Source organism: Brevundimonas sp. NPDC007368 (assembly GCF_042869015.1).
Taxonomy (GTDB): domain Bacteria; phylum Pseudomonadota; class Alphaproteobacteria; order Caulobacterales; family Caulobacteraceae; genus Brevundimonas.
In genome coordinates this window covers 313,459-330,201 of sequence record NZ_JBIAFA010000005.1, presented here as the reverse complement: position 1 = coordinate 330,201, position 16,743 = coordinate 313,459, and the positions used below count along the sequence as shown (strand labels likewise).

10 protein-coding genes are annotated in these 16,743 nt (G+C 68.2%); 6 read left to right on the top strand and 4 right to left on the bottom strand.

Annotated elements, in window-relative coordinates; translation table 11 throughout:
* Positions 1-71 precede the first annotated feature (71 nt).
* A complete protein-coding gene (locus ACFYLW_RS12965; RefSeq protein ID WP_312063419.1) occupies positions 72-3,482 on the bottom strand; it encodes a TonB-dependent receptor domain-containing protein in 3,411 nt (1,136 codons plus the stop codon).
* Positions 3,483-3,688: 206 nt separating this feature from the next.
* On the opposite strand from ACFYLW_RS12965, the gene ACFYLW_RS12960 reads away from it, so the two are divergent.
* Positions 3,689-4,894, top strand: a complete 1,206-nt coding sequence (locus ACFYLW_RS12960) for a family 43 glycosylhydrolase (protein ID WP_312063418.1) — start codon at positions 3,689-3,691, stop codon at positions 4,892-4,894.
* Positions 4,891-6,198: a pectate lyase gene (locus ACFYLW_RS12955; RefSeq protein WP_312063417.1), complete on the top strand. Its 1,308-nt coding sequence runs from the start codon at positions 4,891-4,893 to the stop codon at positions 6,196-6,198. The genes ACFYLW_RS12960 and ACFYLW_RS12955 overlap by 4 nt, the downstream gene beginning before the upstream one ends.
* Before the next feature lie 48 nt (positions 6,199-6,246).
* On the opposite strand, the gene ACFYLW_RS12950 is transcribed toward ACFYLW_RS12955, so the two are convergent.
* The 3 genes from ACFYLW_RS12950 to ACFYLW_RS12940 are packed head-to-tail and all read right to left on the bottom strand — an operon-like array spanning position 6,247 to position 10,577.
* Positions 6,247-7,872 carry a family 43 glycosylhydrolase gene (locus tag ACFYLW_RS12950; RefSeq protein ID WP_312063416.1) on the bottom strand — a complete coding sequence of 542 codons (1,626 nt, stop codon included), beginning with the start codon at positions 7,870-7,872 and terminating at the stop codon, positions 6,247-6,249.
* Positions 7,873-7,917: 45 nt separating this feature from the next.
* Positions 7,918-8,988: a glycoside hydrolase family 43 protein gene (locus tag ACFYLW_RS12945; protein WP_312063415.1), complete on the bottom strand. Its 1,071-nt coding sequence runs from the start codon at positions 8,986-8,988 to the stop codon at positions 7,918-7,920.
* The gene (locus tag ACFYLW_RS12940) at positions 8,985-10,577 is read right to left on the bottom strand and encodes a pectate lyase (protein WP_312063413.1); all 1,593 of its coding nucleotides are present in this window, start codon (positions 10,575-10,577) and stop codon (positions 8,985-8,987) included. The genes ACFYLW_RS12945 and ACFYLW_RS12940 overlap by 4 nt, the downstream gene beginning before the upstream one ends.
* Before the next feature lie 123 nt (positions 10,578-10,700).
* On the opposite strand from ACFYLW_RS12940, the gene ACFYLW_RS12935 reads away from it, so the two are divergent.
* The 4 genes from ACFYLW_RS12935 (at position 10,701) to ACFYLW_RS12920 (ending at position 16,692) form a co-directional block, all read left to right on the top strand.
* Positions 10,701-13,691, top strand: a complete 2,991-nt coding sequence (locus ACFYLW_RS12935; protein WP_313472350.1) for a DUF6298 domain-containing protein — start codon at positions 10,701-10,703, stop codon at positions 13,689-13,691.
* A gap of 32 nt (positions 13,692-13,723) precedes the next feature.
* Positions 13,724-14,728, top strand: coding sequence for a LacI family DNA-binding transcriptional regulator (locus ACFYLW_RS12930; RefSeq protein WP_312063411.1), 1,005 nt, complete (start codon positions 13,724-13,726; stop codon positions 14,726-14,728).
* Between the two features lie 63 nt (positions 14,729-14,791).
* A complete protein-coding gene (locus tag ACFYLW_RS12925; RefSeq protein ID WP_312063410.1) occupies positions 14,792-15,937 on the top strand; it encodes a fumarylacetoacetate hydrolase family protein in 1,146 nt (381 codons plus the stop codon).
* Positions 15,934-16,692, top strand: a complete 759-nt coding sequence (locus tag ACFYLW_RS12920) for an SDR family oxidoreductase (protein ID WP_312063407.1) — start codon at positions 15,934-15,936, stop codon at positions 16,690-16,692. Before ACFYLW_RS12925 ends, ACFYLW_RS12920 begins: the two co-directional genes overlap by 4 nt.
* Positions 16,693-16,743: the final 51 nt, after the last annotated feature.

Sequence of the window (16,743 nt, the reverse complement as noted above, 5' to 3'; positions counted from 1 at the left end):
AGGAAGCGCCGTGTCTCCACGGCGCTTCAAGTGCGACAGCTCTTCCGGGAGGAGGCTCTGTCGATCGGAAATCAGAAGGTGAACCGGGCGCCGATGAAGTACTGGCGACCGGTGCTGGCGTAGTTCTGAACGACGGGATCGTTCTGATAGGCCCAGCGGCTGTCCGTCTGATTGGTCAGGTTCAGCGCCTCCACCGTGATGGTCACGTTGTCGGTCAGCTTGTAGGTGGCCGAGGCGTCGACGTTCAGGGTCTCGTCGCTGCCGATGAAGTCGTTGATCAGCGGCGAGTCGCAGTTGCCCGGATCGCACCCGCCCGAAGCCAGGGGATAGGTGGTCTGATAGGCGGCGCGATAGGCCGTCGAGACACGGGCGCTGAACTTCGGGTCCTCGTAGAAGATCGTGGCGTTGAAGGATTCCGGCGAGGCGCCGAGGAAGGGCGCGGTGCCGGTCAGGCCGCGCGCCGGGTCCAGGATGTACTCCATCTCGGAGTTGATCTTGGTGTAGTTCAGCTGGACGCCCGTATATTCCAGCAGGCCCGGCAGGAAGGTGAAGTTCTGCTGATAGGCGATCTCGAAGCCGTCCAGGGTGCCGCCCGGCGCGTCGTTGTACTGGCGGATCTGGAAGGGGCGGTCCTCGTCCAGATAGGCGCGGCGGCTGGCCGAGCCTTCATCGACCAGACCGTCCCAGGTGGCGCGCAGATTGGCGATGGCGGTTTCGTCGAACAGCTCGCTCAGCTTGGCCTCGCGCAGCACCACCTGCGGGAAGCTCTCGATCTCCTTCCAGAAGTAGGCGAAGGACAGGATGGCGTCGCGGGCGAAGTACCATTCGACGTTGAAGTCGAGGTTGGTGGCGCGGAAGGGCTTCAGCTGGGTGTTGCCCAGGGTGATGGCGGCGTTGCTGCCGTCGAACTCGGCCGGCGCCGTGCCGATGCCGACGGGCACGTTGAAGGCGGTGACGCCGGGGTGCAGGGCGGTCATCTGCGGGCGGGCCATGACCTTGGCGGCGGCGAAGCGCAGGATCAGCTTGTCGTTCGGCTCCCAGGCCAGGTTCAGCGAGGGCAGCCAGTCTTCATACTCGTTGGCGTTCTCGACCGGGCGTCCGCTGGGCGAGCGGCCGCGCGCATCCACCTCGGTCTTGGCGTAACGCAGGCCGGTGTTGCCGCGCAGGTCGCCCATGAAGACCGGGAAGCGGAAATCGACCTGGCCGTAGAGGCCGCTGGACTTCTCGTCGACCCAGAAGGTGTTGACGCCGCCGTTGCGCAGGTCGGACAGGCGCCAGTCGCCCCATTCGTTGATGCAGTTGCAGTCGAAGCCGAAGCGGTTCTGGAAGGCTTCCAGGTTCGGCACGAAGAATTGCGAGGGCATGCCGTCGGGCACGTTCAGGCCCTGACCCCAGCTGACGACCTTGCCCATCTGGCCGACGGTGGTGGCCGGCGCCAGACCCGAGCGAACCCCCTCCAGCAGGCTGGGATTCATGGTGTCGCCGATCAGGCGCTCATAGCGGGTGTAGAAGAAGTCGAACTCGCGCACGCCGCCGCCGAAGCGGAAGGTGAAGTCGTCATTGTAGTCCCAGGCGAAGTCGACCTTGGCGGTGCGATAGCCGTTCTCGGTGACCGTCTTGTAGTGACGCAGGGCCGAGTAGCCCTTGACGAAGTCCCACTTGGTCGGATCGGCCACGTCGAAGCCGAAGTCCATGAACGGCATGTCGCCGCCGCCGCGCTCGTCGTAGATGAAGTAGTCGTTGCCGGCGACGCCCTGGCCTGAGTCCAGGCGGATGAAGTCGGCCAGCAGGCCGGTGTTCTCATTGGTGGATTTGGAGTCGCCGATCAGCGCCGACATGCGGAACCGGTCGGTGAACTCGTGTTCCAGATTGATCGAGTTCTGGCGGAACTCGGTGGTGTATCCGCCCTGGTCGACGGCGGAGCGCATGTCGACATTGGCCAGCTTCAGATAGGCGGCGTTGTCGCCGTTCTCGCTGAGGGCGGCGTCCAGCACGCGGACGGACGGGCGGCCGATGAAGGCGCCGCGCATGGCCATGTAGTTGGCGTGGGGCACATAGCCGACCGAACCGGGCTGGTTGTAGTAGTCGTAGACCTCGAGGTTGTTCGGATTGAAGCTGCCCGTTCCCGCCAGCAGGTTGTTGACGTTGGCGCCCGGCGCCGTGGTGAAGACCGGCGTGTTGCCGTACAGGCTCTGGCCGCAGTCGATGGCGTCGCGGAAGTCATTGGCCTCCTGGCTGGTGCAGGTGGCGTAGATGCCGCGGCGGTTGCGGTAGCTGTTGTTGGTCGCGCTGGTCGTCGGCAGGGTCTGATAGCTCAGCGACGTCAGGGTGCGGTTGCCGTTGGTGTTGTTCCGGTTCAGGCCGACCGCGCCGATCTGGTAGTTGGTCGAGACCTGGGTCATCTCCGAATAGAGGTTGTCGAAGCTGATGGTGGTCCGATCCGTCGGCCGCCATTGGCCCGACAGCGTCACGCCCAGGCGTTCCTGTTCGACTTCGCGGTGGTTCAGGGTGGACAGGGCCGGGATGCGGACCAGCGAGCCCCTGGTGTTGCCGCCGTTCAGCAGGGCGTAGGCCGCCGGGTTCGAGCCGATCAGGTAGGACAGGGCCTCGGGGTTGGTCACGCGCGGCAGGGCCGTCGCCGGATTGGTGCCGGTCGGCAGGGCAAAGCCCTGATGGTCGCCGGCCGAACCCGTGCCCACGTTGTTGAAGGTCGCGCCGCGATAGAGGTAGTCGCTGGAGCCGACGCCGCGCGTATAGCTGTCGATCGACTGGTCGCGCTTGTTGTAGGCGGCCGAGGCCAGCAGGCCGAAATCGCCGATCTTGCTGCTCCAGCGGTCTGAGGCGAGCAGGGCGACGCGCGGATTATGGGTCTCGCCGTTCTCGTAGTAGGCGTCCTGCAGCGTCATCGCCAGGCGACGGTCGCTGAAGTTGAAGGGACGGCCCGAGATCAGGTCGACGGTCGCGCCCAGCGAGCCCTCGTCCGTCATGGCGTCGGCGGATTTCTGCACCTTCAGCGAGTTGAACAGCTCCGAGGCGAAGGTGTTGAAGGCGAAGCCGCGGTCCCTGCGCAGGGCGCCGTCGGCGTTGCTGGCGCCCGAGGTCGACAGGGTTTCAAGGCCGTTCAGGCGCACGCGGGTGAAGTCCCCGCCCAGACCACGCACCGAGATGCTGTTGCCCTCGCCGTTCTCGCGATCGATCGATACCCCGGGAATGCGCTGCAGGGATTCCGCCAGGTTGGCGTCGGGGAAGTCGGCGATGTCCTCGGCGTTGATGACGTCGACGATGGTGTTGGAGCGTCGTTTCTCGTTCAGGGCGCTAGCCAGCGAGGCGCGCAGGCCGGTGACCACGACCTCGTCCACGGTGGTGGTCTGATCGTTCGACTGTTCCTGTGCGACAGCGGGAGCGGCCGCCAGCATGGCGGCCAGACAGAGCGCGATAGGCGACGCGGCCGCGCGCAACTGTAGCGTTGAGTTGTTCGTCATGGGTTCCCTCCTCCTCGATCGCAGAGCCTCTTGGCGGGCTCCGTCGATCATCCAGCCGCCGGGCGAGCACCCGGCTTCTTCAAAAAAGTATTATAATATTTTTAGACCGCCAAGCGATTTCTGATACCGGTGTCATGTCATTGATGATCATGTGTGAATCGCAAGCGCAAGGGGGAGGGGCCGTGTTTGTGGAGAATCGCAGAACATTGTTCGCGTTTATGGGCGCGGCGGCGACGGGGCTGATGGCGCCGCGCGCGCTTGCTCAGTCGACGGACGATTCGGGGCGGCTGATCCCGACGCCTGAGCGCAACCCCTATCCCTATAAGGGCGTCAGCGGAGCGGGGGCGACAGCGACCCTCGCCGATGCGCGCGGCGGCTGGATGTCGGGTCTGGCGGGGGTTCGCTATCGCGGGACGCGGCCGATGGCCTATCCGACCCTGCCCTGGGGCGAGGCCGCGACGGGGTCGGCGGTGGACAAGGGGCTGCTGCCGCCGATCCATCCTCTGATGGAACTGCATTTGCGCGACACGCAGATCTGCATCGGCGGCGACGGCGCCTACTACATGACCGGCTCGACGGGCGACAACATCTGGGCCTTCAACGACGGGATCGAACTGTGGCGCTCGACCGATCTGGTCGACTGGACCTATCTGGGCCTGGTCTGGAGCCTGGACCGTGAAGGCGGTTGGGCGCGGGAGTGGCGAATGCGCAAGGGCGTGCCCTTCCGAGCCATCTGGGCGCCTGAGATCCATTACGTCTCTGGAAGTTACTTCCTCTGCTTCAGCGTCAGCCGGGCGGGCCTCGGCATCCTGCGCAGCACGACGGGCAGGCCGGAGGGGCCCTATGAATACGCCTTCTCGCCCGACGCCCATCTGCGGCGGGGCATCGACGCCACCCTGTTCCAGGACGACGACGGGGCCGTCTATCTGACCTATGGCTCGGGCGACGAGATCGTGCGGCTGAAGGACGACCTGTCCGGCTATGCCGAGGAGTGGAAGCGCACGACCTTCGCTGACACCCAGTGCCTGGTCGCGCGCGACCGCGCCCGCTGCCTGAGGGGCGAGAACACCCTGGGCTACGAAGGCGCGACCCTCTTCAAGAAAGACGGGCTCTATTATCTGGGCGCGGTCGGCAATGTGGAGGGGCGCTATTCCTTCGTCTTCGCCGTGTCCGAACACCTGCTCGGCCCCTATCGGATGAAGCACGAGGCCGCGCCCTGCGCCGGGGGCGGCAATGTCTTCAAGGACCGCGAGGGGCGGTGGTGGTCCACCTTCTTCGGCAACGACGAACAGAGCCATTTCCGCGAGAAGCCTGGCCTGATCCGCGTGGACTTCGACGCCGAGGGCCGCATCGTCGTCGCCGAGGACCAGCCCTTCGCCAGACCCCTGCCGCCGCTGGAGGCGCTGACATGATCGATCGTCGTCGCCTGATGCTGACCGCCGTTGCGGTCGGGGCTCTGCCCCTGCCGGCCTTGGCGGAAGGCCAGGTCCTGGCCTTTCCGGGCGCCATGGGCTGGGCCGCCTCGACGCCGGGCGGACGCGGCGGGCGGATCATCCGCGTCACGACCCTGGCGGGCGAGGGGCCGGGCTCGCTGCGCGCCGCGCTGGAGGCCGAGGGGCCGCGCCTTGTGGTGTTCGAGGTGGGCGGCGTCATCGACCTGAACCGCCGCGACATCCGGGTGGCGAATCCCTTCCTGACCATCGCCGGTCAGACCGCGCCCGAGCCCGGGATCACCATGATCCGGGGCGGGGTCAGCCTGCGCACCCATGACGTCATCGTGCGCCATATCCGAATCCGGCCCGGCGCGGACGGGGCGGCGGCGAAAAGCGGCTGGGAGGTGGACGGCCTGACCACCTCGGGCGCGCACGACGTGATCGTGGATCAGTGCTCCTTCAGTTGGGCGACGGACGAGAACCTGTCGGCGTCCGGCCCGCGTTTCGACGGCGGCGACACGGCGGAGCAGTGGCGTCAGCACACCTCGCGCCGCATCACCTTCAGCCGCAACATCGTGTCGGAAGGCCTGTCGAACGCCAGCCATGCCAAGGGCGAGCATTCCAAGGGCACCCTGATCCACGACAATGCGACCCAGGTGCTGATCGTCGGCAATCTCTACGCCCACGACCATGAGCGGAACCAGTTGTTCAAGGGCGGCGTCCACGCGGTCAGCGCCAACAACCTGATCTACAACCCCGGCAACCGCTGCATGCACTATGCGCTGAACGCCTCGGAATGGGGCGCGCATCCGTGGGAGGTCGGCCAGTTGTCCATCGTCGGAAACGTCGTGCGCGGCGGGCCGTCGACGCGCGCGGATCTGCCCTTCCTGATCGTGGAGGGGCAGGGGGATCTGGATCTCTATGCGCTGGACAATCCGGCGCGCCATGCCGACGGGCGGGCGATGCAGGAGATTGGGATCATCTCGGACCGCGAGCCGAAGATCAGACGGCTGGGCGCCTCGTCGCACTGGCCCGCCGGGTTCCGAGCGCGGCCTTCGGATCAGGTTGAAGCCTGGGTCTTCGCCGAGGCCGGGGCGCGGCCCTGGGCGCGCGACGCCGTGGATCGACGGATTCTGCAAGAGGTGCGCAGCGGAACCGGCCGCATCATCGACGACGAGCGCGAAGTCGGCGGCTATCCGGTCATGGCTCAGACGCATCGCCCCTTCGTGGAGGCCGACTGGGATCTGGCGACCCTGACGCGCAAGGACAGCGCGCCCAGTTGAGAAAGGGCGGAGCATCTCGTCTCCGCCCCTTTGTGGCTTACAGGCGCATCACAGGGCGCGGAACTTGAAGTTCTTGAACCGCGCCTCGCCCTCGCCGGCGGCGTAGATGCCGGGGCGCAGCATCATGAAGCCGCCGCGAACGTTCTGGTTGTAGCCGGACACCTCCATGCCGCGGTCGAAGCGTTTCCAGTTCACCCCGTCGGCCGAGGTGTCGAAATAGACGTTCTGATAGGCGTTGGTCAGACGCATGAACATGCGTCGGCCGTGCGGATTGGCGGGCCGTCCGCGCTCGATCCCGTACTGGTGGGTGACGTAGCGCGTCGCGTCGAAGCCCAGCCCGGCGTAGAGGGCGCGGTCGTAGAACAGGATCAGCCCTGCCACCGCGCCGGGATCAATCTCGATCTCGCATTCGATCTGATAGGCCTGCTCGCCCTGGACGAAGGTCAGCGGGGAACAGTCGACCGGCGCCTTGCCCTTGGCCTTCATGTGCAGGACGCCGTTGTCGCGGCGCAAGCGGTCCTTCTCATTCGGTTGCGGGTCGTAGAAGCTCCACTGGGTTCCGAACTTGTCGGTGGTGAAGTCGTCCGACAGGGCCATGCCGTGCGGCACGGCCTGACCGCCGCGCGGCATGGCGATGGGCTTGGACAGATCGCCGCCCTTGGCGCGGAACCAGCCGTCGTCGGTCCACTCGATCGGGTCCAGCAGGGTCTGGCGGCCCAGGCTCCAGTAGGCGTTCTCATAGCCGTGATAGACCATCCACCAGTCGCCGTCGGTGGGGCCCTCGACCAGGGTGGCGTGACCGCGCGACCACCACTTCTCGGCCCCGCTGCGGGTGCGGACGATGGGGTTGTGCGGGCATTCCTCCCATGGGCCATGGATCGATTTGGAGCGGGCGGCGATGACCATGTGGCCGGTGGGCGGACCCGCCGTGCCGCCGATGGCGGTGATCATGTAGAAGTAGTCGCCATGCTTCAGCAGCTTGGGCCCTTCCTGGGCGTGGCCCTCGACGATCCAGTCCTCGGGATAGCGCCAGGCGTCATAGACCTGTTCCAGCGGACCATCGGTGGCCAGGCCGTCGTCGGTCAGCCGCACCCGGTCGCCGCCGTTGAGGAAGAGGTAGCGCTTGCCGTCTTCGCCGACGATGTGGCCGGGGTCGATGTTGCCGGGGATCTTCAGATCGATCGGTTCGCTCCACGGCCCTTCGATCTTGTCCGCCCAGATGACGTAGTTGGAGCGGTAGTTGGGGAAGCGGGCCGGGATGTAGCAGTAGAAGCGGCCCTCATGTTTGATCAGCTCGGGCGCCCAGACCGAGCCGATGTTGGTGGTCAGGGCCGCCGTGATCGGGCGCCAGTTCACCAGGTCGCGTGAGTGCCAGATGTGGATGCCCGGCACCGACTCGAACGACGAGAAGGTCATGTAGTAGTCGTCGCCGTCCTTGACGATCGACGGGTCCGGGTGGTCGCCCGACATGATGGGGTTCAGGAAGGTGCCGTCGCCCAGGTCGGCCATGCGCTGGCCTTCGATGCCCTTGCGCCACTTCATCCCGGCCCATTCACGGCCCAGAGGCGCGGCCTCTTCGTTGGTCTGGGCGAAGACGGCGCCGACCGGCATGGCCGAGGCGGCGACGCCGCCGAGCAGGCCGCTCAGGGCGGCGCGACGATTGATGGGGCTCATGGGCGTTTCCTCTTTTCTTCTATGCGTGACGCGAACTGAGCGGAGCTAGGGCGCGATGAAGGGGTCGATGGTGCGGATCGAACCGTCGGCCTCGTGATGCAGGTCGACCACCTTGGCGCTGCGCAGATGGGTGCGGTTCGACAACTGCGTGTCGTGATAGAAGAGCCGCCACTGGCCCTCGACCTCGACGATGGAATGGTGCGTGGTCCAGCCCTGAACCGGCAGCAGGACCCGTCCCCGATACGTAAAGGGGCCATAGGGCGTGGTCGCCGTGGCGTAGGCGATGAAGTGCGTGTCGCCGGTCGAATAGCTGAGGTAGTAGAGGCCGTTGTAGCGATGCAGCCAGGCGGCCTCGAAGAAGCGCCGGTCCAGATCGCCGCCCTTCAGGGGCTGGCCTTGCGCGTCCAGAATCACTGCGTCACGGAGCGGTTCGGCCAGGCTCAGCATGTCGTCGCTGAGACGCGCCACCTTGGGCATCAGCGACGCCGCCTCGGGCTGGTTCAAGTCGGTGTCGCCGGCTGAGGGATCGTAGCGGCCGCTGGCCCAGCGCTGAAGCTGTCCGCCGTGGATGCCCCCGACATAGAGATAGGCCGCGCCGTCTTCGTCCACGAAGACGCTGGGGTCGATGCTGTAGGCGCCGGGGATGGGCTGGGGCTCGGGCGTGAAGGGGCCTTCGGGCCGGTCTCCGGCGGCTACGCCGATGCGGAAGACGCCGTCGCGGTCCTTGGCCGGGAAGTAGAGGTAGTAGCGCCCGTCCTTATAGGCCGCGTCGGGCGCCCAAAGCTGGCGATCCGCCCAGGGCACGTCGGCCAGGGTGAAGGCGGTCGGATGGATGGTCACCGGTCCGCCGACGCGGTCCATCGACAGGACCACATAGTCCTTCATGACGAAGCCCTTGCCCGGCTGGTCGTCGGCGGGCGGTCCCTGAATGTCATGAGAGCCATAGACATAGACTCGCCCGTCGAAGACGTGGGCCGAGGGGTCGGCGATGAACAAGTCGGTCGTCAGCGGCTGGGCGCGATAGGCGCGGCCGTCAGGGGCGCGCGCGACATCCTGTGCGGCAACGTCGGTCGCGAAGGCGGCGAGAGCGCCGAGGAGGATCAGGCTTCGGCTCATGCCGGCCTCGCCTCGCGCACATGGGCGATCAGCCGGGCCATGTTGTTGATATAGGCCCCGGTCGAAATCCCCATCGGTCCGCTGGACTCGGTGAAGGGCGAGGTGTCCCATTCATCCCCGACCTGGCCGCGATCGACGAAGCCGGGCGGCGGTTCGGCGGGGCCGTCGCCGCGATAGGCATGGCTGGTCGTGCGCAATTCCACCGGCCAATACCCCTCCGCGTTCAGCCCCTCGATTAGCAATGTAACCGGTGTCATTCCCGGACGCGAGGACGTGACGTTGAGGTCGGACCCGCCCTGCGGCCGCGTGATGACATAGTCGGAGAGCAGGCTGGGACCGCGCCCCATCAGGGCGGACTGGCGCACGGCCTCTTCCGGCGTCAGGGCGGCGACCTGTTCGACGCGGCGGCGCAGGCGGGGCAGGTCGATATGCTTCTCGCCGCGCTGGCCGGTCATGTCGTAGTCGAAGTAGTATTCGCCGTTCCGAGCGTTCGAGCCCCGCCGATGCACGGCGATGAAGCGGTTGGTTCCCGGCTCGACATAGCGGAAATGGTTGCGGCCTTCGTGGTGGGCGGCAGCGGGGGCCTCGACCCGCACCAGCCAGTCCAGCGCCTCGTCCAGACGGGCCAGGAAGCTGCGGTCGCCGGTCAGGCGATAGAAGTCCAGCATCCGCTCCACGGCGACGGCGGTGACGTGGGGCGAGACGGCGGCGGGCTCGTAGGTCCGGCCCCAGGCGGGCTTGAAGTCGGGGGTGTACTGCAGCGCCCAGCCGGGCGTCGGCGCCGGCTGCTGCAGGTCGCGGTAACAGGCCATGGCGCGGCGGATCGGTTGCTCCACATCCGGGCGGTTCCATTGCTGCTGGACCAGCAGCAGGAAGTCGATGTTCTCGTCCATCACCTCGTCGTTGAGGGTGATCAGGCCGGTGTAGTCGGGACGGCCATGGTTGCTGAACTCACCCGCGCGCGGCCAGCGCTGGGGCCAGCCGCCGCTGGGCAGTTGGCTGTCCAGGACGAAGGCGATGGTGCGGTCCACAGCGGCGCGAACGCGCGGCAGGTCCGTCGTCAGGGCCAGCCGCAGCAGGAAGCGGCCGCACTCGACCGTGGCGTGATCGTCGAAGGTGGCGTTGCCGTAGTAGTGCTGGAATTCCTCCAGCCGCCAGCCGTTCCTGCCGATGGTTTCGTACCAGCGGCGCAGCGAGTCCTCGCCGTCGAAGTCGATGACATAGTTCCAGCCGCCGCTGGGGTGCTGGCCCCGGATCAGGGCGTCGCCCGCCGCGACGGCGGCGTCCAGATACTGGGCCTCGCCGGTGGCGCGCCAGGCGTCGAGGAAGATCTGGCCCATCTCGGGCGTGCCCGGTGCCTGGGTCCAGATCATGCTGGGCCAGGCCTCCATCTCGCCCCAGCGGCGCGAGAAGTCGGACAGGTAGGACCAGACATAGCCGCCGTTGACCGCCGCCCTGTCGGTCATGAAGCGGGTGGCCCGGCGCATGGCGTCGCGTGCCGCATCGACGTCCTTTGCCATAGCGACAGGGGCGACGGTCAGCAGGGGCGCCGCCGCTGCGGCCGCCAGACAGGCGCGTCGGGTCAGCATCCCTGAAAACTCTCCTTCCCCCGGTCCTGCCGCTCTGATGTCGACGCGCGCCGCCTGAGCGACCGCTGGACTCATCAATCAATATAATAATACTTTTCAGGTGATGCCTAGGGGGAGGAAGACATGGTCCGGTTCTGGATCGCGGGGCTGATAGTCGCAGCGTCGCTGGCGGGGGCTTCGCTGGCCCAGACGCAGCCGGACTTCGTCGCCCTGACGCCGCCCATCGATTTTTCCCACGCGGGCTATCGCGGCGGGGGCGTGGCCGCGCCCCTCCTGCCGGTCCTGATCCGGGTCGAGCCGGGCGAGGGCGACGACACCGACCGCATCCTTGCGGCGCTGGATCGCGCGGCGAAGGCGAAGCCCGACGCCGAGGGGCGGCGCGGCGCGGTGCTGCTGGCGGCGGGCGAGTATCAGGTCCAGGGCCAGATCCGGCTCGAGGTCGGCGGGGTGGTGCTGCGTGGCGCGGGCCCGCAGGCGACGACCATTGTGGCGACCGGCGTGGATCGGCGCGCTCTGATCACGGTCGGTGCGCGTAGCGGCACGGCCGACGCTTCGACCGGCGTAAAGCATCAGGTGATGGGCGAGACGCCGGTCGGGACCGTGCGCCTGACTCTGGAGACGACCGAAAGCCTTGGCGTTGGCGACGCGGTGACCATCCGCCGTCCCAGCACCGCCGAATGGATTGCCGCCCTGGGCATGGACGCCTTCGTCGGCTGGCGGCCTGAAACCCGGCTGAACTGGAAGCCGGGCTCGCGAGATGTGATCTGGCAGCGGCGCGTCGTCGCCGTGGAGGGGCGCAGCGTCGTTCTGGACGCACCCCTGACCATGGCGCTAGCGGCGGGCGACGGCGCCACGGTGCGGCGCGGTCCTTCGGCGTCGCGTCTCCGCGAGGTGGGGGTGGAGAACCTTACCCTCGTCTCGCGTCACGACCCGTCGCGCCCCGCCGACGAGGACCACAGCTGGACCGGGATCGCCGTGGATCGGGCCGAGGATGTCTGGCTACGGAACCTTGTCTTTGAAGGCTTTGTCAGCTCGGCCATCGACCTCGGGCCCGACAGTCGCCGGGTCGCGGCCCAGGATGTGAGCGCCAGTCGCCCCGTGTCCGAGATCGGCGGCCTGCGTCGGCGCACCTTTTACACGGCGGGCCAGCAGACCCTGTTCCAGCGCTGCGCCAGCAACGATGGAATCCACGATTTTTCAGTCGGCCATGCCGCCGCCGGTCCCAACGTCTTCCTCGACTGCACCGCCACCGACGCCCTTGGCGACAGCGGGACGCAGGAAAGCTGGGCCACCGGCGTCCTGTTCGACGGGGTCAAGGTGCGCGGCGGGGGCCTGGCCCTGACCCATCGCGGACGAGACGGGCAGGGCGTCGGCTGGTCGGCGGCCAACTCGGTCCTGTGGAACTGCGAGGCGACGGTGGTCGAGGTGCGCAGTCCGCCGGGCGCCGCCAATGTCGCCGTCGGCTGTCGCGGCGAGCGTTCCGGCGACGGGGTGCTGGAAGACGCGCGCGTCATGCCCGGCCGCGACTTCCACCGCGCCCAGCCGCAGGAACCGGCCAGCCTCTATCGGATGCAACTGGAGCGCAGGATGGGCGCGGGCGCTCTGGCGGCGCTGGACCCCGCAACCTATCCGGCTGAGGTCGGCGCCCCGCATCTGACCGAGGCCGAGGTCGCAGCGTGGCGAACCGTGACGACGCAACCTGTCGCCAGTCACCCGCTGACGATCGCGGACGGCCGCTTCGTCATCGACGGCCAGCCCGCCTGGCGTCGCCGCATCGGCTTCGCCTTCTTTCAGGCCCAGATGGTCCCGGCCCTGGCCGAGGCGTCCGGTCCCTTCATCACCCGTTTTGCGCCGGGGCTGGAGGGGTGGGGGCTGACCGACGATCTGGACGCCTTCGCGGCCGGATTGAAGACCGGCGATGTGGTGCATCATAACTACGGCCTCTGGTACGACCGCCGCCGCGTCGATCACGACTTCTACGGCTCGCCCGACCAGCGCGACGGAGAGGTCTGGGGGCCCTTCATGGAACTGCCCTGGGCGCGCAGCGGGCAGGGGCGGGCCTGGGACGGCCTCAGCAAGTTCGACCTGGAACGCTTCAATCCCTGGTTTTTCGACCGGGTCGCCCGCTTCGCCGATCTGGCCGAGCAGCAGGGCGTGGTCCTGTATCACAAGCTCTATCTTCAGCACTGGCTGCTGGAGAGCCGCTCACACTACGTTGACTTCCCCTGGCGGCCCGTCAACGCCTTGCAAGCGACGGGAATGCCGAACGAAGTGCCGGCGGCGGAGGTCTTCTGGGACGTGTCTGACCCGGTGCGGCGCGACCTGCATCGCCGCTATATCCGTCATACCCTGGAGACGCTGAAGGGGCGGCCCAATGTCGTGATCGGGCTGGACCCTGAATACACCGGCCCCCTGTCCTTCGTGCGGTTCTGGCTGGACGAGATCGCCGCCTGGGAGGCCGAGACCGGCGCGGACGCGCGGGTGGCGCTGGAGATCCCCAAGGATCAGATGGACGCCATTCTGGATGATCCGGCCCGGTCGCAGATGGTGGATGCGGTCGCCTTCCATCACTGGGTCTATCGTCCCGACACCTCGCTGTTCGCGGTGCAGGGCGGGCTGGACAAGGCGCCCCGCGAACAGGTGGACGCCATCGCCCGGCCGCAGGATCTGGCCGACGGCGCCGACGCGGGCGAGGTTCGGCGGGCCCTGTGGCGCTCGACCCCGGCCATGCGCTACCGCGCCTATCGCGAGTATCGCGACCGCAGCGCCGATCTGGTGGTGCTCAATGACGACGATGCCTTCCCGGGGCTGAGCCGCGCCGTTGAGGCGACGGTCGGAGCTGAGGCCCGGGCCTCGCTACGGCTGGATGCGGCCTTGATGGCGCCTACCGGCGCGGCCTGGGCGTCGTCGGCGCCGGACGGGAGGGTTCTGATCTACAGCCTCGATGGCGCCGCGATCCAACTGGCCCGGTCCGTCGCCGCTGGGCAGGCGCTGCGGTGGATCGCCGACGGGGCGGTGGTCGACGCGGTTGCGTCCGAGGGGCCCAGTTCGCTGGCGCCGCCCGCCGCGCTGGCGGGCCGTCCCCTGGCCCTGTGGATCGCGCCCGCGCCTTGACGACGGCGGCGCTTGCCGCGACCAGTGGCGTCATGGCCGCAGACGATCGCAACCCGACCATCGACGACATCGCCCGCCGCGCGGGGGTGTCGGCCATGACGGTGTCGCGCGTCATCAACGGCGGGGCGCGGGTCAGCGCGGCGACGCGCGAGCGGGTCCAGACGGTGATCGATGAGGCGGGCTATGTGCCCGATCCCGCGGCGCGGATTCTGGCGCGAGCCGGGGCGGGGCGCATCGGCCTGCTCTACGCCAACCCCAGCAACGCCTATCTGGCAGAGGTCTTGTCCGGCGCCCTGGCTGGGGCGCGGGCGGCGGGGCTGTTGCTGATGATCGAGCCGTCGCAGGCGGGCGATCCGGCGCAGGAGGCCGAGGCCGTGCGGCGCTTGGCCGCCGGCGGGGCGCAGGGGCTGATCGTGCCGCCGCCGCTGGGTGAATCCGCCGCGACCCTCGACGCTATCCGGGCGGCGGGTCTGAAGGCGGTGCTGTTGGCCGCGCCGCCCGTCGAGGGCATGACGGGGGCCCTGCGGGTGGATGACGTCGGCGCCGCCGCCGAGATGACGCGACGGCTGATCGACCTGGGCCACCGCTGCATTGGCCTGATCGAAGGCCGCGCCGATCAGAGCGCCAGCGCCGACCGACGCCGAGGCGCGCAGGCCGCGATTGACGCGTCGCCGGGCGTTGAACTGCTGATAGAGCGCGGCGATTTCACCTATCGCTCCGGCTTTGAGGCGGCGCGCCGGCTATTGGCGGCGCGCCCGCGACCGACGGCCCTGTTCGCCAGCAACGACGACATGGCCGCGGGCGCCCTGGCCGCCGTCCATGCCGAAGGTTTGCAGACGCCCGGCGACGTCTCGGTGGTCGGATTCGACGACACCTATCTGGCCGCCAGCGTCTGGCCCGCCCTGACCACCATCCGCCAGCCGGTCGCCGAGATGGCCCGCCGCGCGGCCTTGCGTCTGGCGGGCAAGGAGCAGCTCGAGACGCAATTCGTCGAACATCGACTGATTGAACGGGAGAGCACCGCGTCACCCGGTTGACACCGGTTTCCAAGTGGAGAATGTTAGCGCTAACACGACGTCAGATCGTGTGGGAGACGCGCCTTGGATATGACCGCCATTCTGCCGCGCGACTGGCGCGCGGCTGTCCTGCTGGGCCGGATCGAGACCGCTGACGGGCCGACGCCCGTGCTGCTGCGGGACAGCCGGCTGCTCGACATTTCCGCCTTCGCGCCGACGACGGCGATGGCTCTGGCGCGACCCGATCTCGCCGCCGCCGAGGGGCGCGATCTGGGCGCGGTCGAGGACCTGAAGGTCGCGACGGCTTGGGGCGATGCGGGGCTGGCCCTGCTGTCGCCGCTGGACCTGCAATGCATCAAGGCCTCGGGCGTGACCTTCGCTGTTTCGGCGCTGGAGCGGGTGATCGAGGAGCGGGCGCGTGGCGACGCCGCCGCCGCCAACGCCATTCGTCAGGGCCTGCTGGAGCGCGTCGGCGGCGAACTGAAGGACCTGAAGCCGGGCTCGGCTCAGGCTGAGGCGGTCAAGGCGCAATTGATCGCCGACGGCCTGTGGTCGCAGTATCTGGAGGTCGCCATCGGCCCCTATGCCGAGATCTTCACCAAGGCGCCGGTGCTGGCCTCGGTCGGGGCGGGCGCGGCGGTCGGGGTGCGGGCCGACTCGGCTTGGAACAACCCGGAGCCGGAGGTGGTGATCGTCTGCGATCCGGCGGGTCGCCCGGTCGGCGCCAGCCTGGGCAACGACGTCAACCTGCGTGACATCGAAGGGCGCTCGGCTCTGCTGCTGGGCAAGGCCAAGGACAACAACGCCTCGGCGGCGGTCGGGCCCTTCGTCCGCCTGTTCGACCACGGCTTCAGCATGGATGACGTGCGCGCCGCCACGGTTCGGCTGGAGGTCGAGGGCGAGGACGGCTTCGTCATGACCGGCGAAAGCTCGATGCGCCTGATCAGCCGCGATCCCGAGGACCTGGCGACCCAGACCCTGAGCGCCCACCAGTACCCCGACGGCTTCGCCCTCTATCTCGGCACGATGTTCGCCCCCGTCGAGGATCGCGGCGAGGCGGGCAAGGGCTTTACCCACAAGGTCGGCGACCGGGTGCGAGTGTCGTCCGACAGGCTGGGCCTGCTTGAGAACATCGTCGCGACCTGCGATCAGGCGCCGCCCTGGACCCTGGGCGTCGGTGGTCTGATGCGCAATCTGGCCGGGCGCGGCCTTCTGGGCGGCGCGGCGTGAGCGGCGCGGTCTATCCCTCGCTGAAGGGGCGACTGGTGGTCGTCACCGGCGGCGGCTCGGGCATCGGGGCAGGGGTGGTCGAGGCCTTCGCTCGACAGGGCGCGCGGGTGGTCTTCTTCGATATCGCCGAGGCGGACTCCAGGGCTCTGGAGGCGTCGCTGGCGCAACTGGACCCGGCGCCGGTTTTTGAAACCTGCGACCTGACCCGGGTCGAGGCCCTGCAGGCGGCCCTGGTCGGGATCATGGCCCGGCACGGGCCGATCGACGTCCTGATCAACAACGCCGCCAGCGACGACCGTCATGCCCTGGCCGAGGTCACGCCCGCCTATTGGGACGAGCGGATCGCCGTGAACCTGCGCCACCTCTATTTCGCGGCCCAGTCGGTGGCCCCCGCCATGCGCGCGCAGGGCCGGGGCGTGATCCTGAACCTGGGCTCGATCAGCTGGCATCTGGGTCTGCCCGACCTGTCCATCTACGAGACCGCCAAGGCGGGCATCGAGGGCATGACGCGGGCCCTGGCGCGGGAGCTGGGCGCGGACGGCGTGCGGGTCGCCTGCATCGTGCCGGGCAATGTCAAAACCCCGCGTCAGATGAAGTGGTACACGCCCGAAGGCGAGGCCGAGATCGTCGCCGCCCAGTGCCTGAAGGGCCGCATCGAGCCGCGCGACGTGGCGGCCTTGGCCCTGTTTCTGGCCTCTGATGACGCCCGTTTCATCACTGGGCACGAGTATTTCGTGGACGCGGGCTGGCGCTGACGCAAATCTGATTTCATCACCGCCCGCGATCAATGACGGGCGGTCAACCAC